Source organism: Leclercia sp. GLN_9, from assembly GCF_043105735.1.
Taxonomy (GTDB): Bacteria; Pseudomonadota; Gammaproteobacteria; order Enterobacterales; family Enterobacteriaceae; genus Enterobacter; species Enterobacter adecarboxylatus.
Map to the genome: position 1 here is coordinate 682,755 of NZ_JBICLV010000017.1, position 19,368 is coordinate 702,122.

At 58.7% G+C, this 19,368-nt stretch carries 18 protein-coding genes; 13 read left to right on the forward strand and 5 right to left on the reverse strand.

Annotated elements, in window-relative coordinates:
• Positions 1 to 68: 68 nt before the first annotated feature.
• Positions 69 to 335: a DUF333 domain-containing protein gene (locus ACF8PE_RS14100; RefSeq protein ID WP_032611070.1), complete on the forward strand. Its 267-nt coding sequence runs from the start codon at positions 69 to 71 to the stop codon at positions 333 to 335.
• On the opposite strand, the gene hslJ is transcribed toward ACF8PE_RS14100, so the two are convergent.
• Positions 336 to 749 carry a heat shock protein HslJ gene (hslJ, locus tag ACF8PE_RS14105; RefSeq protein ID WP_392494998.1) on the reverse strand — a complete coding sequence of 138 codons (414 nt, stop codon included), beginning with the start codon at positions 747 to 749 and terminating at the stop codon, positions 336 to 338. It abuts the gene before it with no gap.
• 185 nt (positions 750 to 934) lie between these two features.
• A complete protein-coding gene (locus ACF8PE_RS14110) occupies positions 935 to 1,921 on the reverse strand; it encodes a 2-hydroxyacid dehydrogenase (RefSeq protein ID WP_032611068.1) in 987 nt (328 codons plus the stop codon).
• A 460-nt stretch (positions 1,922 to 2,381) separates the two neighbouring features.
• On the opposite strand from ACF8PE_RS14110, the gene ACF8PE_RS14115 reads away from it, so the two are divergent.
• The 4 genes from ACF8PE_RS14115 (at position 2,382) to ACF8PE_RS14130 (ending at position 5,897) form a co-directional block, all read left to right on the forward strand.
• A complete protein-coding gene (locus ACF8PE_RS14115) occupies positions 2,382 to 2,543 on the forward strand; it encodes a hypothetical protein (protein ID WP_164529851.1) in 162 nt (53 codons plus the stop codon).
• Positions 2,544 to 2,744: 201 nt separating this feature from the next.
• Positions 2,745 to 5,381 carry a YdbH family protein gene (locus ACF8PE_RS14120; protein WP_392494999.1) on the forward strand — a complete coding sequence of 879 codons (2,637 nt, stop codon included), beginning with the start codon at positions 2,745 to 2,747 and terminating at the stop codon, positions 5,379 to 5,381.
• Positions 5,378 to 5,569: a YnbE family lipoprotein gene (locus ACF8PE_RS14125; protein ID WP_059307766.1), complete on the forward strand. Its 192-nt coding sequence runs from the start codon at positions 5,378 to 5,380 to the stop codon at positions 5,567 to 5,569. Before ACF8PE_RS14120 ends, ACF8PE_RS14125 begins: the two co-directional genes overlap by 4 nt.
• A 7-nt stretch (positions 5,570 to 5,576) precedes the next feature.
• Positions 5,577 to 5,897, forward strand: coding sequence for a YdbL family protein (locus ACF8PE_RS14130; RefSeq protein WP_059307767.1), 321 nt, complete (start codon positions 5,577 to 5,579; stop codon positions 5,895 to 5,897).
• Here ACF8PE_RS14130 and feaR read toward each other — a convergent pair whose 3' ends face one another.
• Complete coding sequence (gene feaR, locus ACF8PE_RS14135) at positions 5,898 to 6,803, reverse strand: transcriptional regulator FeaR (RefSeq protein ID WP_103792235.1); 906 nt, start codon at positions 6,801 to 6,803, stop codon at positions 5,898 to 5,900.
• A gap of 235 nt (positions 6,804 to 7,038) precedes the next feature.
• Here feaR and ACF8PE_RS14140 point away from each other — a divergent pair, with 235 nt between their 5' ends.
• Entirely contained in the window at positions 7,039 to 8,538 is a 1,500-nt protein-coding gene (locus ACF8PE_RS14140) for an aldehyde dehydrogenase family protein (RefSeq protein ID WP_392495000.1), read from the forward strand.
• Between the two features lie 931 nt (positions 8,539 to 9,469).
• On the opposite strand, the gene tynA is transcribed toward ACF8PE_RS14140, so the two are convergent.
• Positions 9,470 to 11,737: a primary-amine oxidase gene (gene tynA / locus ACF8PE_RS14145; RefSeq protein ID WP_032611060.1), complete on the reverse strand. Its 2,268-nt coding sequence runs from the start codon at positions 11,735 to 11,737 to the stop codon at positions 9,470 to 9,472.
• Positions 11,738 to 11,913: 176 nt separating this feature from the next.
• Complete coding sequence (paaZ, locus tag ACF8PE_RS14150; protein WP_144838129.1) at positions 11,914 to 13,959, reverse strand: phenylacetic acid degradation bifunctional protein PaaZ; 2,046 nt, start codon at positions 13,957 to 13,959, stop codon at positions 11,914 to 11,916.
• Positions 13,960 to 14,242: 283 nt separating this feature from the next.
• On the opposite strand from paaZ, the gene paaA reads away from it, so the two are divergent.
• Genes paaA through paaG form a run of 7 tightly spaced genes read left to right on the forward strand, consistent with a single transcriptional unit; the run spans position 14,243 to position 19,368 of the window.
• A complete protein-coding gene (gene paaA / locus ACF8PE_RS14155) occupies positions 14,243 to 15,172 on the forward strand; it encodes a 1,2-phenylacetyl-CoA epoxidase subunit PaaA (protein ID WP_059307771.1) in 930 nt (309 codons plus the stop codon).
• An 11-nt stretch (positions 15,173 to 15,183) separates the two neighbouring features.
• Positions 15,184 to 15,471 (forward strand): 1,2-phenylacetyl-CoA epoxidase subunit PaaB, encoded by a 288-nt coding sequence (gene paaB / locus ACF8PE_RS14160; RefSeq protein WP_032611057.1) that lies wholly within the window; start codon positions 15,184 to 15,186, stop codon positions 15,469 to 15,471.
• Between the two features lie 8 nt (positions 15,472 to 15,479).
• Complete coding sequence (gene paaC / locus ACF8PE_RS14165) at positions 15,480 to 16,226, forward strand: 1,2-phenylacetyl-CoA epoxidase subunit PaaC (protein ID WP_392495001.1); 747 nt, start codon at positions 15,480 to 15,482, stop codon at positions 16,224 to 16,226.
• Between the two features lie 14 nt (positions 16,227 to 16,240).
• Complete coding sequence (gene paaD, locus ACF8PE_RS14170) at positions 16,241 to 16,738, forward strand: 1,2-phenylacetyl-CoA epoxidase subunit PaaD (protein WP_103792240.1); 498 nt, start codon at positions 16,241 to 16,243, stop codon at positions 16,736 to 16,738.
• Between the two features lie 7 nt (positions 16,739 to 16,745).
• The gene (paaE, locus tag ACF8PE_RS14175; RefSeq protein ID WP_032611054.1) at positions 16,746 to 17,816 is read left to right on the forward strand and encodes a 1,2-phenylacetyl-CoA epoxidase subunit PaaE; all 1,071 of its coding nucleotides are present in this window, start codon (positions 16,746 to 16,748) and stop codon (positions 17,814 to 17,816) included.
• Positions 17,813 to 18,580 (forward strand): 2,3-dehydroadipyl-CoA hydratase PaaF, encoded by a 768-nt coding sequence (paaF, locus tag ACF8PE_RS14180; protein WP_148569404.1) that lies wholly within the window; start codon positions 17,813 to 17,815, stop codon positions 18,578 to 18,580. Before paaE ends, paaF begins: the two co-directional genes overlap by 4 nt.
• A gap of 2 nt (positions 18,581 to 18,582) precedes the next feature.
• The gene (paaG, locus tag ACF8PE_RS14185; protein ID WP_059307774.1) at positions 18,583 to 19,368 is read left to right on the forward strand and encodes a 2-(1,2-epoxy-1,2-dihydrophenyl)acetyl-CoA isomerase PaaG; all 786 of its coding nucleotides are present in this window, start codon (positions 18,583 to 18,585) and stop codon (positions 19,366 to 19,368) included.

The window sequence follows — 19,368 nt, forward strand, 5'->3', positions numbered from 1 at the left end:
GGCTCTCGACGGCAGGGCGTGGGGTGCCTATTATGCATAGGTTTTGCAATTCAACATGGGGAGAGATTATGCGCGCAGCATTTTGGGTAGGATGTGCCGCTTTGTTACTGTCGGCCTGCAGCAATGAACCTGTTCAGCAGGCCACCGCCGCGCACGTAGCGCCGGGTCTGAAGGCGGCAATGTCCAGTTCCGGGCAGGCAAATTGCGCCATGGTTGGCGGGGCGCTGTCCGTTGCGCGTCAGCTGGATGGTTCGGCCATCGGCATGTGTGCGCTGCCTAACGGCAAACGCTGCAGTGAACAGTCGCTTGCCGTGGGATCCTGCGGGTCTTACTGATTACTCTGCGCGTTTAAAGACCAGCGTCGTCTCTGCCGTCGCCAGGGTTAACACGTCTTCCGTCAGATCGACCTGGGTGCCGTTGCGTAGCATCGTGCCGATCGCGTGGTCCAGGTCATTGAGCTGCGGCTCGGCGCACAGTTTGCGCGTCATGGCGAGCGCTTTCACCTTCAGCTCGCCGTCCGACAGCTTGCCCTGGCCGCTGAAGCGGTTACACATCACACCTGATACTGCCAGGCCTTCACCAAAGGCGATTTCCGGCGGCGTAGTGGTCGGGTTGATGGCGGTGCCGTCAATGCTTTGCAGCACAAAGCGGTGCTGCTGAAGCTGTTCTTCCTGCACGGAGGCTTTTCCTGGATTGACACAGCCTGCCAGCGCCATGCTCAGGAGTGTTACTGCGACGAGCGTTTTCATGGTTCTTCTCAATATATTCACTTCATAAATAGCTAATGCATAGTGTATTGCGCTGGCGGGGATTGTCTTGCGGGATAATCTGAAAACCGGGTGGGATGCTTATCCCTCTCCCCAGGGGGAGAGGGTTAAGGTAAGGGGGAACATACGGCTAAAGTATGGGCTCCGTTCCCCTGGCGTTTATGCGTTTATAGCGCGTTCGGACTTGCTTCACCTTTCTCCAGCTGGCTCAGGTTGCCCAGCGTGGTTTCCGAAATGCTGATCAGCGCCTCGGCGGTCAAAAATGCCTGATGCCCGGTAAACAATACGTTGTGGCAGGCCGAGAGGCGACGGAACACGTCATCCTGAATCACGTCGTTAGACTTATCTTCAAAGAACAGATCGCGTTCGTTCTCGTAGACGTCCATCCCAAGCGCGCCGATTTTTTGCGTTTTCAGTGCTTCAATGGCGGCCTGAGAGTCCACCAGGCCACCGCGGCTGGTGTTGATGATCATCACGCCATCTTTCATCTGGTCAAATGCGCTCTGGTTCAGCAGATGGTAATTGTCTGCGGTAAGCGGGCAGTGCAGAGAGATAACGTCTGACTCGGCATACAGCGTCGGCAGGTCCACATACTCCACGCCCATCTCCAGTGCGGCAGCGCTCGGATAGGGGTCAAACGCCAGCAGACGCATACCAAAGCCTTTCAGGATCCGCAGCGCCGCGACCCCAATTTTACCGGTGCCGATCACCCCGGCGGTTTTACCGTACATGGTGAAACCGGTTAGGCCTTCCAGCGAGAAGTTCGCATCACGGGTACGTTGATAAGCGCGATGAATACGGCGGTTCAAGGACATCATCATGCCTATAGCATGTTCCGCCACCGCTTCCGGTGAGTAGGCCGGAACGCGTACTACCTGCAGACCCAGCTCTTTAGCCGCGTCGAGATCGACATTGTTAAAGCCCGCGCAGCGCAGCGCGATATACTTCACGCCCTGTTTTTTTAACTCTTCCAGCACTGGACGACTGCCGTCATCGTTAACAAAAATACAGACCGCATCGAACCCATGCGCGGTTTTCGCTGTTTTTTCGTTAAGCAGAAAGTCGAAAAATTCAAGTTCGAATCCATATCCCTCGTTAACATGTTGCAGATACTTTTTGTCGTACTGCTTTGTGCTGTATACCGCGAGTTTCATAAGACTTTCTCCAGTGGTTTTGGAACTACGTTAGCATGATTAAAATAATCATACAAATTTTAAAATATTATTGAATTCAATAAGTTCTGATAATAATTTTACAACATCCCGGCACAATAACCCTATGTTCTTTAACCTGACGCGCTTTTTTGTGTAGCGCCACTCCGCTGCCAGCCGGTGAGAGGGGGAGAGCAGGCCCGGCATGATCAAATAATCCTCTTCAAAACAAGGCGATAAACAGAATTTCCTGCCGCCCCGCTCGAAATAACTATAAGCGTAACTTATAGTTTTAGGGTGGCGACTTGCTGCATCTAACCTCGGAGTTTTCAAAATGAAATCCACCGTCCAACATGTCTCTAAAGAACAACCTAAGCAGCCGCAAAAGAATCAAGATGAGCAGAACAAACAGAAACCGGGTAAATCGAAATAACCTCTCATAACAGCGTTTGACGGAGGCTTTATGGCTGATCGTCCAGATTATATTGATCCTGTTCCTGATGATGAACCGCTTCCTGGCAGTAGCGATCCGCTTCCTGGTGAAGATGATCCCCTGACTGATGATGACATCCCTGATGTCAATGACCCGCTGGATCCTGATGACCCTGACGTGATCAGAAAATAGCGTGAGAAAGCCTTTTCTAAACCGCCTCCGGGCGGTTTTTTTGTGGTCCTGAACCGGCAGGCGCAAAGCGTAAAAACGCTCACATTCAGGGTGATCGCATCTATCCTTAAACAGGCCTTCGCTTCACCTGCCTGACGAAACATGCCACACTATTCGGTACTGTCGGCTAATTTTTTCGCTAAATCAGGATATTAACTGCCCATGAGGGGTAAATACAAAGCCGCGATCGCACTGCTGCTGCTGATCATTCTTTTACCGTTGACGCTGCTGCTGACCCTTGCGCAGTGGGTTCCCACGCTTGCTGGCATCTGGCTGCCTGCCGGCACCCGGATCGCGTTTGAAAAAAGCCCACGCCTGACCCGCAACGCCCTGGTGATTGCCGATCTGCGCTACCTGGTCGAAGACTGCGAAATCGCCCGCATTGAAAACGCCACCCTCAGCCACCCGAGCCGCTGGAAAATCGACATCCCCGCGCTGGATCTCAACAGCACCTGCCTGAGTAAAATCCCTGCGAGCGAGTCCACGCCCTCCGCACCAAAAACACTGGCTGAATGGCAGTCGCTGCTGCCCAATACCTGGCTGACCATCGATCGCCTGACGCTTTCCCCCTGGCAGCAGTGGCAGGGAAAATTAACCGCCTCGCTGACGCCGTCGCGACAGGACATTACTTACCACGGGGAGCAGTTCAGCCTGCGCGGCACCCTCCGGGGACGTTCCCTGACCGTCAGCGACGTGACGCTGCAGCTGCCCGACAACCCACAGCCGGTGACGCTGGTAGGGGAATTTACCCTGCCGCTGGTGCCGGACGGCCTGCCGGTGCAAGGGCATGCGGAAGCGACCTTCTCGGTGCCGCAGCTTACGTCGCTGGTGGATGCCGATCTGGCGTGGCAGGACAATCAGGGCCAGCTGGTGATGGTTGAGCGGGAGAGCGGCGAGCCGTTGTTAGATCTTCCCTGGCAGATCACCCCTGAACAGCTGACCATCAGCGACGGACGCTGGCGCTGGGACCAGGCCGGTATTCCCCTGAGCGGCCGCCTGGGGCTGAAGATCGACAACTGGCAACAGGGCACGGAGAACGCCGTCGTCAGTGGGCGAATGAACGTTCTGACTCAGGGCGATGCCGGGAAAGGCAACGCGGTACTCACCTTTGGCCCCGGCAAGCTGAGCATGGACAACAGCGCCATGCCGCTGCAGCTCACCGGCGTTGCCAAGCAGAACGATCTCATCCTCTATGTCGGATTGCCCGCTATGCTGACCGGGAGTCTGGCCGAGCCACGGCTGGCCTTTGCGCCAGGGGCGCTGCTGCGCTCCCGCGGCAGAATCATCGACTCCCTCAACATTGACGAGGTGCGCTGGCCGCTGGCCGGGGTGGTGCTGACCCGCAAGGGCATTGATGGTCGCCTGCAGGCCATTCTTCGCGCCCATGAACGGGAGATGGGGGATTTCACCCTGCATCTTGACGGCCGGGCCAGTGACTTCCTGCCGGACAGCGGGTTATGGCAGTGGCGCTACTGGGGAGAGGGCAACTTCACCCCAATGCAGGCCCGCTGGGACGTGGCAGGGAGAGGGGAGTGGCGTGACAGCGTGATTGAGCTTAGCGAACTCTCAACCGGGTTTGACCAACTGAAGTACGGCACCCTGCACGCCAGCGCACCGCGTATGGTGCTGGAAAGCCCGATCCGCTGGCAGCGCGATCCCGCCCGGCCACACTTTAGCGGCGCATTATCCTTTGAGGCCGGGGAAACCACCTTCACCGGCGGCAGCGTACTGCCCCCCTCGACGGTCAAATTCAGTGTTGATGGCAGCGATCCGACCCTGTTCCGGTTTAAAGGCACCCTTAATGCCGAAGCGATTGGCCCGGTGCAGTTGAACGGACGCTGGGATGGGGAGCGGCTGCGTGGCCAGGCCTGGTGGCCGAAGCAGTCCCTGACCGTGTTCCAGCCGCTGATCCCGCCGGACTGGAAAATGACCCTCCGCGAAGGGGATCTGTATGCTCAGGTCGCCTTCTCCGCAGCGGCCGACCAGGGCTTTGAGGCCGGTGGGCACGGCGTGGTGAAAAGCGGCAGCGTCTGGATGCCGGACAACAAAATCAATGGTGTTGATTTTGTCTTACCGTTCCGCTTCAGCCAGGGCACCTGGTCGCTGGGCACCCATGGCCCGGTGACGCTGCGCATCGGCGAAGTGATCAATCAATTTACGGCCCGCAACATCACCGCCGACCTACAGGGCGACTACCCCTGGAGCGAGGCGAATCCGCTGCTGCTCACCGACGTGAGCGTGGATCTGCTGGGCGGCAAAGTGACCATGCAGCAGCTGCGCATGCCGCAGCACGATGCGGCGTTGCTGCGGGTGAATAACATCTCCTCCAGCGAGCTGATCAGCGCAATTAATCCGAAACAGTTCGCTATGTCCGGGCCGTTCAGCGGGGCGCTGCCGTTCTGGCTGGACAACAATAAATGGATCATCAAAGATGGCTGGCTGACGAATTCAGGGCCGATGACCCTGCGTCTCGACAAAGACACGGCCGATGCACTGGTCGAAGATAACAGTGCGGCGGGGGCGATTAACTGGCTTCGCTATATGGAAATTTCGCAGTCGTGGACGAAACTCAATTTAGATAACCTGGGTGAATTAACCCTGGCGTCGACACTCCGCGGCGCCAGCCGCGTCGAGGGCCAGACTCAGGCCGTCAACCTCAACTATACCCATCAGGAGAACCTGTTTACCCTCTGGCGCAGCCTGCGTTTTGGCGACAATCTGCAGACCTGGCTGGAGCAACACGCAGCATTACCGGATAACCGCTGCCCGACAGGCAAGGAATGTAAGGAACAACCATGAAAAAGCTGGCCGGTGGGTTCACCGCGATTGTGATCCTGACGCTAACAGGCTGTACGCCGAGGATCGAAGTGGCGGCGTCGAAAGAGCCGATCACCATCAACATGAACGTCAAAATTGAACATGAAATCCATATCAAAGTGGATAAAGACGTTGAGACGCTGCTGAAATCACGCAGCGATCTGTTCTGAGGCTGCCATGAGAAAACTTATCCCGCTGATGATATTGACGCTGGGGCTGTGCGCACCCGCGCTGGCGTTGACCCTCAACGAGGCCCGCAGTGCCGGTCGGGTCGGCGAAACCCTGAGTGGTTATATTGCGCCGCGCAGTCATGATCGCGAAACCCTGGCGCTGGTGGAGCAGATCAATAAAGCCCGCACCGACAGCTATCAGCAGCTTGCCGACAGCAATAACATTCCGGTGGATGAAGTGGCAAAAATGGCCGGGACAAAGCTGGTGGCGCGCGCTAACCCCGGCGAATATGTCCAGGGGATCAACGGCAAGTGGATGCAGAAATGATCAGCGGTGGCGTTTACGGTATTCGCCCGGTGAAACCCCAAAACGCTGCTTAAAGGCCGTGGAGAAGTGGCTGTGATCGGTAAATCCCCAGCTGTAGCCAATGCCCGCCAGCTTTTCGTCGTCGCGGGTGCTGCGCAGCATCTGCGCACAGAGATCCAGACGACGATTTTTGATGTACTGCGCCACCACCAGCCCCTTCTCGGCAAACATCCGGTACAGACTCCGCACTGACATGCCACACTCCGAGGCGATCCACTCCGGGCGCAGGTGTTCGGCCTGAATATGATCGTCAATCAGGGTCAGCACGTTAGTGAACTGACGCGCCTTGCGCGGCTGCACGCTTTCCCGCTGCTGCAACACCGGGCGCAACAGGCAGACCATCGCCTCCAGCGCGGCTTCGCTTTCGGTTTCGCTTAATGCCGGGTTGTTCATGCTGTCCTGCAGCAGACGGTAGCTGAGCTGGACGGTAGGCAGGCTGTGGGAGAGTTTCTGCGCGCAGCTGACTTCCTGAAAACGAAAGTGTTGCTCGAGGATCTGACGCGGCAGCAGGAGCGAGATCTGACGTGATTTTTCCGGCCAGTAGATCGAGCAGGGGCGGGAGGCGTCAATCAGCGTGATGTCCCCCGCGTTCAGCACAATCTGCCGGTCGTCCTGCTCCAGCCCCGCTTCGCCTTCCAGCTGAAAAACGGTATAGAACCAGGCATCATTGCTGTTTTTGATCTCCTGACGGGTGCGAAACAGGTTCACGCCGCCCGCGGTAACGGTGCTGAGTTTCAGGTTGCCGGTCCAGGTCGCGTCCAGCTCGCCATAAAATTCGCCGGTCATGGGCCGGGCGGCAAAACTGCCGCAAACCTGGTTAATCTGCGCCAGCCACCGCTGGTATTTGTCCTGTTCATTTGCACGCATGTCATACCCGCTACGTCGTCAATGTTTAAACATTGTTGCATTTATGTTTCGAATTACCCGTGACATGGGGCGAAATATAGGCAAGAACTGCGCTGCACGACAGAGCGAAACGGCGGTATTGTCGCGTTTTGCGGTGCCTGTCACAGCCGACAAAGCGAATGTCACAGAGATAAAAGCGCATTCTGCAAAGCCATCTTAGACTGCGTTGACACCCTGCGAATAATAAGGAATCGCTATGTCTGATACACAGGTCGCCGTACTGCACAGCGTGCAGCAATTTCTGGATCGCCAGCATGGCCTCTGGATTGAAGGACGCCAGTCCGCCTCCGACAGCGAGAAGCGTCTGGAGATTTTTAACCCGGCCACTGGCCAGGTGATTGCCTCGACGGCTGATGCCAGCGCGCAGGATGTGGATCGCGCGGTGATGTCCGGCTGGCGCGCCTTTGTCGCCCGCAGCTGGTCGGGAAAACTGCCTGCGGAACGTGAACGTATTCTGCTGCGTTTTGCCGATCTGGTGGAGCAGCACACCGAAGAACTGGCCCAGCTCGAAACGCTGGAGCAGGGTAAATCCATTAACATCTCCCGCGCCTTTGAAGTGGGCTGCACCCTTAACTGGATGCGCTACACCGCCGGGCTGACGACGAAAATTTCGGGCAAGACGCTGGATCTTTCCATTCCGATGCCGCAGGGCGCCCGCTATCAGGCGTGGACCCGTAAAGAGCCTATCGGCGTGGTGGCCGGGATCGTGCCGTGGAACTTCCCGCTGCTGATCGGCATGTGGAAAGTGATGCCCGCCCTGGCGGCAGGCTGTTCAATCGTTATCAAACCTTCTGAAACCACGCCACTGACCCTGCTGCGCGTGGCGGAACTGGCCAGTGAGGCCGGGATCCCGGACGGCGTCTTCAACGTGGTGACCGGCAGCGGTGCCGTGTGTGGTGCCGCCCTGACCAGCCATCCGCATATCGCCAAAGTGAGCTTTACCGGCTCGACCGCCACTGGCAAACAGATTGCACGCGCGGCGGCCGATCGCCTGATGGGCGTGACTCTGGAACTGGGGGGTAAAAACCCGGCCATCGTTCTGAAAGACGCCGATCCGTCGTGGGTTGTTGAAGGACTGATGACCGGCAGCTTCCTGAACCAGGGCCAGGTCTGTGCGGCAAGCTCGCGGATTTATATCGAAGCCCCGCTGTTTGATACTGTGGTCAGTGGTTTTGAGCAGGCGGTGAAATCCCTGAGCGTCGGCCCGGGCATGTCCCAGGAGGCGCACATTAACCCGCTGGTGTCCCGCGCCCACTGTGACAAAGTGCAGACCTTCCTCGACGAGGCGCAGTCACGTCAGGCTGAGCTTATCACCGGTAATCAAGGCCCGAACGGCGAGGGTTACTACGTTTCGCCAACGCTGGTGGTCAACCCGGATGCCAGTCTGCGCCTGACCCGCGAAGAGGTGTTTGGTCCGGTGGTGAACCTGGTGCGCGTCGCCGACGGTGAAGAGGCGCTGCGCCTGGCGAACGACACCGAATACGGCCTGACCGCCAGCGTCTGGACGCAAAACATCAGCCAGGCCCTGGAGTACACCGATCGCCTGCAGGCCGGCACCGTGTGGGTCAACAGCCATACCCTGATCGACGCCAACCTGCCGTTCGGCGGCATGAAGCAGTCCGGCACCGGCCGCGATTTCGGCCCGGACTGGCTGGATGGCTGGTGTGAAACCAAGTCGGTATGCGTGCGGTATTAGGTAAAAGCAAAACGGTCACCGAGGTGACCGTTTTTAGTTTTTGCACTCTCTGCCCGTGGGAGAAGACCGGGGCGAGGGTATCAGGCCGCAGCGATTTCCCCTCACCCTAACCCTCTCCCCAAAGGGGAGAGGGGACAGACCGTGCGCGGTGTGGTTTTCTCCCTCTCCTTGTGGAAGAGGGAACAGACCGTGCGCGGTGTGGTTTTCTCCTTCTCCTTGTAGAAGAGGGAACAGACCGTGCGCGGTGTGGTTTTCTCCCTCTCCTTGTGGAAGAGGGAACAGACCGTGCGCAGTGTGGTTTGCACCCTCTCCCTGTGGGAGAGGGCCGGGGTGAGGGCATCAGGCCGCACAATGCCCGTTGTTAGCCGCCACCCGACAATGCAAACCGCACAGGCACAAATAAGCCGGGCATCTGCCCTGATGCCAGACAGTTAAACGCTTCGGTATTTCTCAATGACTGAAGTGGAAGAGTTCCATTCACTAAAATACCTCTGCTTTATGCCCCTTCCGCTGCGGTCAACGCTTCGGCGATTTTCAGCCGGACTCTTCCCCCTCATGCTTCTCAGTCGCCTGAATGTGGCACCGGTGTTGAGTCCCCGCTGAAACCGGCGAACCGGAGACCGGATGACAAGGGCTGGACGCCAGGGATGGCGGCCAGAGGCGAATCGAGACAGGATGTCGAGTTGAGCCGACCGCAGGCAGCCGGTCGGGAGGTGAGCGCAGTGCGAAGCACCGGTTTCATTGCGGGGCCGCGGGGATTGACAAGGGGGGCCCGGCGGCCCCCCTTGTCACGTTCACGGGTTGTGTAATGCCATGTTCTAATGAACATGAGGTGAACGGAACAATCCGCCGGGCTTAACTGACTGGCATTAAGGTAATCTGCCGGGCTTAACTGACGGGCATTAAGGTAATCCGCCCGGCGTTTTAACGCTTACTGCGCCTCTTTCTTCTTACCCAACGACGGCGTTTCGTCGAAGAAGTTCCAGGGTTTGAGCAGGGTATGGACCCACTCGGTCGGCATGATTGGCCACTCCTCCGCACGGGCCACGTGCGTAGTCCCCGTGGTCATCCACACGACGTCATCCTGGTTATCCAGCGATTCATTATCCTTGCTGAACTGGCCCAGCCCCTTATCTTGGGCGGAGCGGTTCGGGAATTTGCCTTCCGGGTACATCTCGTTTGGATGGTAGCGGGTCACCCACAGCTGTTTATCCATAAAGCTCAGGCGATGATAGATCCACTCGTCCGGGGCAAATTTGGCGCCGGTCGCCACCGGGTGCGTACCGCCTGCATAAGGGATGATCTGGTAGGAGACCGGGTTGCCCATGCGGTTCTCTTTGCTGGTGTTGCTCAGCAAACGAATGGTGCCCGGGTCAAATTTCTGCGCGGCCTGCTGCTCAGAATCAATGTTGTACTGGTTGATCTGCAGGGTACTGGTCCGCGGGCCGCCTGCGGTATTCGGCTTCACTTCCGGGTCCATCGCCACCAGGCTGTTGTTGGTGCCATCCACGTCCAGATCCAGACGGAAGTTATAAATATGCTGGTGGGTCGTGCCGACGATGTTGTGGTCGATCAGCGTGCCGTATTTTGTATCGTCTTTCGCGCTCGGGTCGTGCATGGTTTTCGCCATCACACCTTTCACCGCTTCGATACCGGTCGCCCCGGCATCAATGCCGATGGTGCCGTTTTCGTGGAACACCCAGTCGAAGATGTAGTCGTAGTTCCCTACGGTACTGATCCAGCGCACCACCAGCTCCCGACGCTCGGTGCTGACGTTCGGCTGATTCATCTCCTGGTGTTTATACTCCGGCCCGGCGTAGCGTTCGAAGATGGCGATGGCTCGCGGGATCTCCATTGGCGCACCGGTGTAGTCCGGGATGGTCTGATTCAGCAGCACGGCGTTGGATGGCACATCTTTGCCGCGCACCAGCGGGGAGGTAAGGGTGCCCATGCCGTAGTCGCCAGAGTCAAGATAGGCCTTGAAGTACCAGCCCACGTCCGGGTCGCCGTAAGGGACGATCATTCCCCCCAGCGATCCTTCGTACATCACCTGACGTTTTTTACCGTTATCGTTGAAGGTGACGGTGGAGATAACAGGCCCGACGCGTGAGTCGAGGCTCAGGTGGAAGTCCCAGTTCTGCCAGTGGATCATATTGCCGGTGATGGTGTAGTTCTTGCCCTCCGGCTCCGTAATATCCAGTGGCTTATGGGCGACCGGTTCGCGGTCGCGGCCATCATAAGGACGCGATTGCATCGGCACCGGAACGATCGCACCTTCTTCGATTTTGACGATCTTCTTCTCGATCAGGTCAACCACCGCCACCAGGTTTTCAATCGGGTGCGCCCAGTAGTTACCGTCCCCGGTATCCAGATAGCTCACCACTTTCAGCAGGCGATCTTCCTGTTTCAGGCCATCTTTGCCGTCAAAGTAGCCGACCGTCAGCGGGGTGGTCATCACTTTGCTTGGGTCATTGATACCGCGTTTTTTCAACGCGTCGGCATACTCCTGGCTGCCGGTGACGATCTTCTGCACCGCCATAAAGTCATCCAGCAGCACCATGCCGTGGGCATCTTTGATCGGCTCCCAGTGCAGGATCTTCTTATCCTGCAAATCCACCAGCGCTTCGATAACAAATTTACCGTCCAGCATGGTGATATTCGCCTGACGCGGCGCATCCACCGCCGTGCCATTCAGCACAAAATCCCACACTTTGGCTTTTTGCGGCTCAGCCAGCGCAATCTGGGTAAAGCGGGTGTTCGGTTTGAAGTCCGGCGAGGCTTTCACAATCTCGACGGCCTGTTTAATTTCATCTGCGGATAGCGCATTCAGGGGATGCGGAGTCTTTTCCACCTGGAAGGTCTGGTCGAGGCCGGACTGGAACACATCGTTAACAAAGGTATCGGAGATCCAGGCCTTGTTATCTTTTATCACTACCGGCACCTGCAAGGTCAGCGGTTTGCCGTTGACGATGGCAGTGGTCGCGCCCGGCTTCACTTTGATGAAGGCCCCGTCTTTGCTGATGGTGTAGATCTGGGCGTAATCGTCCCATTTCACATCAGCACCAAACTCGGTCAGGGTTTTATCCAGCTCGACCATATGCGCTGCGCTACCGTGCGCCAGCGCCTGGCCTGAAAAGAGACAAGCAACGGCCAACGCCAGCACCGTTTTACGTGGTGAAAAGAGTAAGGAGCTTCCCATGATTAACCTCTGTTGTATGTGTTGTTATCCACTCGGGACCGCTGTTCTGCGCGCGGTTTATTCATTGCCAACATAGCAACAACGCTGTGCGTACCGTTTGCCTGCATTTGCCAGATGTTTTGTCAGATGTGCCAGAAGCCGGGTAACGTGCGCGACGTTACCCGGAGGGAGAGGGATCAGGCGTCAAAATCCCCGTGTTGACGTGAGACGAGGGTCAGGATGGAGTAGAGGGCCACTGGCTGCTGATGCTGGTTGAAGATCTCCACCGCCCATTCGACCACACCGGTCGGTTTCTCTTCCGCCGTGCGCTGTTTCTTCAGCGTCTTACGCTTACAGGTCAAACGCACCTGGATGGTATCGCCCGGTTTGACCGGCTCAATAAAGCGCAGGTTCTCCATACCGTAATTGGCAATCACCGGCCCGACGCCCGCATCGACGAACAGCCCGGCCGCAGCGGAAATCAGGAAGTAACCGTGTACCACGCGCTCGCCAAAAATCGACTCCGCTGCGCCAATCTTGTCCATATGGGCGTAGAAATGGTCCCCGCTCAGACAGGCAAAGTTGACGATGTCGGTCTCGGTCAGAGTGCGGCGCGGCGTCAACAGGCTGTCGCCCGGCTGTAACTCTTCAAAGTATTTGCGGAAAGGATGGACGCGGTCCTCCTGTACCTGAGCGCCACGCACCCACTGCTGGCTGATGGCGGCCAGCATGCTCGGGCTGCCCTGGATCGCGGTGCGTTGCAGATAGTGTTTCACCGCTCGCAGGCCGCCCAGCTCTTCGCCGCCCCCTGCGCGGCCCGGGCCACCGTGGACCAGTTGCGGCAGTGGGGAGCCGTGACCGGTAGACTCTTTGGCAGACTCTTCGTTAAGGATCTGAATACGGCCATGCGCGCGTGCGGCCCCGGCGATAAACTGACGCGCCAGGCGCAGATCGGCCGTCACCAGCGTCCCGGCGAGGCTACCTTCCCCGGCACGGGCGAGGGCCATCGCATGATCGCGGCTCTGATACGGCATCAGGGTGGCGACCGGGCCAAAGGCTTCGGTGGCATGCACGGCCGGGGTTTCATCCGGCTGCGGGCAGAACAGCAGCGTCGGCGGGAAGAACGCCCCGGCGGCATTCAGGTCAGCTTTACCGCCGAGACGGATCTGGCAACCCGCCGTGACTAAGGCATCCACTTTCTCCTGCACGTCAGCACGCTGTTCAGCATTGACCAGCGACCCCATTTTGATGCCTTCCTGAGCCGGATCGCCATATGCCACTTTTTCCAGTCGGGCGATGAGCGCCTGGCTGACAGCCTCCACCTGCGCCTGCGGCACAATGATCCTGCGGATAGCGGTACATTTCTGTCCGGCTTTGGCCGTCATCTCACGCACCACTTCGCGGATAAACAGGGCAAATTCCGGCTGCTCTGGCGTCACGTCATCACCCAGCACGCAGCAGTTCAGGGAGTCGGCTTCCATGGTAAAGGGAATCGATTTTGCCACGATGTTCGGGTGGACGCGTAGCATCTGGCCGGTAACGGCGGAACCGGTGAAGGTCACCACGTCCTGATGATCCAGTTGGTCGAGCAGATCGCCCGCGCCGCCGCAGATGAGGCTGATCGCACCCTCAGGCACCAGGCCGCTGTCGACAATCGCTTTGACCATGGCCTGTGTCACCTGCGCGGTGGCCGTCGCCGGTTTAATGATCGCGGGCATCCCGGCAAGCCAGGTGGGCGCCAGTTTTTCCAGCATCCCCCAGCAGGGGAAGTTGAAGGCGTTGATGTGCACGGCCACGCCGGATTTAGAGGTCAGGACGTGACGCGCAGCAAAGCCGCCTTCTTTTGACAGCGGGATCAGTTCATCTTCCGGCCACAGGGTGTCGTCCGGCAGTTCGCGGCTGCCGAGGCTGGCGAAGGTGAATAACGTGCCGATCCCCCCTTCGATATCGACCCAACTGTCGGCGCGGGTCGCCCCCGTTTGCGCGGACAGGGCATAAAACACCTCTTTCTGGCTCAACAGATGTTTTGCTACCGCCTTCAACATGGCGGCACGTTCGATAAAGGTCATGGCATGAAGCGATTCGCCGCCTTTCTCAATGGCGTAACGACGCGCGGCGGCCATATCCAGCCCTTCGCTGGTGACCTGCCAGAGGGCTTCGCCGCTGATGGCGTGCTGAATCGTGCGCTCACGGCCCCGGCCAGACTGCCAGGTGCCGGACAAAAAGCTGGCTAACTGCTGCATTTTTCTCTCCAGGTGGTTCGTGATATCGCTATAGATAGTTTGATTATGAATCATAAAATGCAAGTGATGTTTTAATGATTTGTTAACATTGTGATCTTGTCTGACTATTCCTGCCCCGTGCTCCCCGCTATCAGCGGGGGCTTAGCAAAAGGCTTGCGAGCTGCATCACAAAATAAACAAACACTCCTTGGGGTTATATTTAACCTTTGTGTAACTTTTAAGAAATGAAGTGATTCACGATCGAATGAGATTTGCTTGTTAAACGAATCATAAGGGTAATGACGTGACCGAAGAACAACGCTTTGAACAGCGAATCGCGCAAGAGACTGCCATCGAGCCGCAGGACTGGATGCCTGACGCGTATCGCAAGACGCTGATCCGCCAGATTGGTCAGCATGCCCACTCTGAAATTGTCGGCATGCTGCCGGAAGGTAACTGGATCACGCGCGCCCCGACGCTGCGCCGCAAGGCCATTCTGCTGGCGAAAGTGCAGGATGAAGCCGGGCATGGTCTCTACCTGTACAGCGCAGCGGAAACGCTGGGCTGTGCCCGGGAAGACATCTACCAGAAGATGCTCGACGGCAAGATGAAATACTCCTCCATCTTCAACTACCCGACCCTGAGCTGGGCCGATATCGGCGTAATTGGCTGGCTGGTGGATGGCGCGGCCATCGTTAACCAGGTGGCGCTGTGCCGTACCTCCTACGGCCCTTATGCCCGGGCAATGGTGAAAATCTGTAAAGAAGAGAGCTTCCACCAGCGTCAGGGCTTTGAAGCCTGCATGGCCCTGGCGCAGGGCAGTGAAGCCCAGCGTCAGATGTTGCAGGACGCCATCAACCGCTTCTGGTGGCCAGCGCTGATGATGTTCGGCCCAAACGACGACAACTCGCCGAACAGCGCCCGCAGCCTGGCCTGGAAAATCAAACGTTTTGGCAATGACGAACTGCGTCAGCGCTTTGTAGACAACACCGTACCGCAGGTAGAGATGCTGGGGATGACCGTCCCGGATGCCGATTTGCACTTTGATGCCGAAAGCGGTCACTACCGTTTTGGCGAGATCGACTGGCAGGAGTTTGATGAGGTGATCAACGGACGCGGTGTCTGCAATCACGAACGCCTGGCCGCCAAGAATAAAGCCTGGGAAGAGGGGACGTGGGTGCGCGAAGCCGCCCTGGCGCACGCAGAAAAACAACACGCCCGCAAAGTCGCGTAAGGGGAATCAAGATGAGCAAAACCTACTGGCCGTTATACGAAGTGTTCGTCCGCAGCAAACAGGGTTTATCCCACCGTCACGTGGGCAGCCTGCACGCCGCCGACGATCGCATGGCGCTGGAAAACGCGCGGGATGCATACACCCGCCGCAGCGAAGGCTGCTCTATCTGGGTGGTGAAGGCGAGTGAAATCGTGGCCTCGCAGCCAGAAGAGCGCGGTGAGTTTTTCGACCCGGCGGAAAGCAAGGTCTACCGCCATCCCACTTTCTACACCATCCCTGATGGCATCGAGCACATGTGAGGTCCGGGATGAAAACGTTAACGCATTATGTTCTGCGCCTGGGTGATAACGGCCTGGTGCTCTCCCAGCGTCTGGGGGCCTGGTGTGGCCACGCCCCGGAGCTGGAGATCGACCTCGCGCTGGCTAACATCGGCCTCGACCTGCTGGGCCAGGCGCGCAACTTCTTAACCTATGCCGCCGAACTGGAAGGCGAGGGCGACGAAGATACGCTGGCCTTCCAGCGTGATGAACGTCAGTTCAGCAACCTGCTGCTGGTAGAGCAGCCGAACGGCAACTTCGCCGACACCATTGCCCGTCAGTACCTTATCGACGCCTGGCATGTGGCGCTGTTTACCCGTCTGACCCAGAGCCAGGATCGGCAGCTGGCCGCCATCGCCGCCAAATCCACTAAAGAAGCACGCTATCACCTGCGCTTCAGTCGCGGCTGGCTGGAACGTCTGGGTAACGGCACCGCGCTCTCCACGCAAAAAATGCAGCAGGCGGTTAACGACCTGTGGCGCTTCACTGCCGAACTGTTCGAAGCCGATGAGATCGACCTGGCGCTGGTGGCCGAGGGTATCGCCGTGGATCCACGCAGCCTGCGTGCCGAATGGGAAGCCGAAGTCTTTGCCGGGCTGAGCGAGGCAACGCTGAGCGTGCCGGACGAGTCGGCCTACCGCAGCGGCGGTCGTAAAGGGCTGCACACCGAACATCTGGGGCCGATGCTGGCAGAGATGCAGTATCTGCAGCGCGTCTACCCCGGCCAGCAGTGGTAACGCAGGAGATCGCCATGCAACGTTTTGCTGACCTCGCCCCCGCCGCCGTCCCGCAGATCTGGTCTTTGTTAAGCCAGATCCCGGACCCGGAGATCCCGGTGTTGACCATTACCGATTTAGGGATGGTGCGCAGCGTGACCCCACAGGGTGAAGGCTGGGCGATCGGCTTCACGCCGACCTATTCCGGCTGCCCGGCCACCGACCATCTGATGGGGGCGATCCGCGACACGCTGACAGCGCATGGTTATGCACCGGTTCACATTGCCATTCAGCTGGATCCGGCGTGGACCACCGACTGGATGACGCCGGACGCCCGTGAGCGTCTGCGCCAGTACGGCATCAGCCCACCAGCCGGACACAGTTGCCATGCGCATCTGCCTGCCGGGGTGACCTGTCCACGCTGTGCCAGCACCCACACCACTTTGATCAGTGAATTTGGTTCCACGGCCTGTAAGGCGCTTTACCGCTGCGACAGCTGCCGCGAACCCTTCGATTATTTCAAATGTATTTGAGGTCGCCATGACAACGTTTCATTCCTTAACGGTGGCAAAAGTAGAACCCGAAACCCGCGATGCGGTGACCATCACCTTCGCGGTTCCCCAGACGTTGCAGGAGGCGTATCGCTTCCGTCCGGGCCAGCACCTGACGCTGAAAGCCCATCTGGCAGGCGAAGAGCTGCGCCGCTGCTACTCCATCTGCCGCAGCGTGCAGCCAGGCGAGATCAGCGTGGCGGTTAAGGCCATTGACGGCGGGCGCTTCTCGCGCTATGCCCGGGATGAGATCAAACAGGGAATGGCGCTGGATGTGATGGTACCGCAGGGCCATTTTGGCTATCAGCCGCTGGCCGAGCGGGAAGGCTGCTATCTGGCGATTGCCGCCGGTTCCGGCATTACCCCGATGCTGGCCATCATCTCCAGCACCCTGAAAACCGAACCGCACAGCCAGTTCACCCTGATTTATGGCAACCGCAGCAGTCAGAGCATGATGTTCCGCCAGGCGCTGGCCGATCTCAAGGATAGCTATCCGACCCGCCTGCAGGTGGTCAACATCTTTAGTCAGGAGACGCTGGACAGCGAGCTGCTGCACGGGCGTATCGACGGCGAAAAACTGCAGGCGCTGGCAAAACACCTCATTGACTTTAGCCAGTTTGACGAAGCCTTTATCTGCGGCCCGGCGGCGATGATGGATGAAGCTGAACTGACGCTGAAAGCGCTGGGGATGCCGGAAAAATCGCTGCACCTTGAACGTTTTAACACTCCAGGCACCACGGTGAAACGTGCCCACGCCGTCCAGGCCGAGGGGCAAAAAGTGACGGTGCGCCAGGACGGACGCGACCGCCAAATCACCCTCACCGCCGATGACGAAAGCATTCTCGATGCCGCGCTGCGTCAGGGTGCCGATCTGCCTTACGCCTGTAAAGGCGGGGTCTGCGCCACCTGCAAATGCAAAGTGGTGCGCGGCAAAGTGGACATGGCCACCAACTACAGCCTGGAGCCGGACGAACTGGCGGCAGGTTACGTCCTGAGCTGCCAGGCGCTGCCGCTGACCCACGACGTGGTGGTGGACTTTGATGCGAAGGGGATGGCATGAGCGACCTGATTGTCACCCGCCACGGCCGGGTGCTGCACCTGACCCTGAATCGCCCGGCGGCCCGTAATGCGCTGAATAACGCCCTGTTGAGCGAGCTGGCCGCCACCCTGGAAGCCGCTGCCTCTGACAGCGAGATTTCAGTGTGCGTGATTGCCGGTAACGAACGTTTCTTTGCCGCCGGGGCCGATCTCAATGAGATGGCCGAAAAAGATCTGGCCGCCACCCTTAACGACATTCGCCCCCAGTTGTGGGCGCGGATCAATGCCTTTAACAAACCGCTGATAGCCGCGGTTAATGGTTACGCGCTGGGTGCCGGGTGCGAGCTGGCGCTGCTGTGCGATCTGGTCATCGCCGGAGAAAACGCCCGCTTCGGTCTGCCGGAGATCACCTTAGGCATTATGCCGGGGGCAGGCGGCACGCAACGGCTGATCCGCAGCGTCGGGAAATCCCTTGCCAGCAAAATGGTGTTGACCGGCGAAAGCATCACCGCCCGTCAGGCACTGGCGGCAGGGCTGGTGAGCGACGTTTATCCCGAAGCCTTAACCCTGGAATATGCCCTGCAGCAGGCGGCACTGATGGCACGCCATTCGCCGCTGGCTTTGCAGGCGGCGAAGCAGGCGTTGCGTCAGTCCCAGGAAGTGGCCCTGCAAGCCGGGCTGGCGCAGGAACGCCAGCTCTTTACGCTGCTGGCCGCCACCGACGACCGCCGGGAAGGGATCGACGCCTTCCTGCAAAAACGCACCCCCGACTTTAAAGGACGCTAACCATGGATTTCATTCTGAGTCATGTTGAGCAGGGCGTGATGACCCTCACCCTGAACCGCCCGGAGCGACTCAACAGCTTTAACGAGGAGATGCACCTGCAGCTGGCCGAGTGCCTGAAGCAGGCCGAGCGCGATGACAGCGTGCGTTGCCTGCTGGTGACCGGAGCCGGACGCGGTTTTTGCGCCGGGCAGGATCTTAACGACCGTAACGTGGACCCGAACAGCCCTGCGCCCGATCTCGGGATGTCGGTGGAGAAATTTTACAACCCGCTGGTGCGCCGTCTGGCAAAACTGCCTAAGCCGGTGATCTGTGCGGTGAACGGCGTGGCTGCCGGAGCCGGTGCCACGCTGGCGCTGGGCTGCGACATCGTGATTGCCGCGCGTTCGGTTAACTTTGTGATGGCTTTCAGCAAGCTGGGGCTGGTGCCAGATTCCGGTGGCACCTGGCTGCTGCCGCGTCTGACGGGCCGCGCCCGGGCGATGGGGCTGGCTCTGCTGGGGGAGAAGATCAGCGCTGAGCAGGCCCATGCCTGGGGGATGATCTGGCAGGTGGTGGATGATGCCGAACTGACCGACACCGCACGTCAGCTGGCGGTGCATCTGGCCTCGCAGCCTACCTTTGGCTTAGGGCTGATCAAGCAGGCGATCAACGCCGCTGAAACCAACACCCTTGATGCGCAGCTGGATCTGGAGCGCGACTATCAGCGCCTGGCCGGGCGCAGCGCCGACTACCGCGAAGGGGTCAGCGCTTTCCTTAACAAACGCGCGCCGCAGTTTACGGGGAAATAA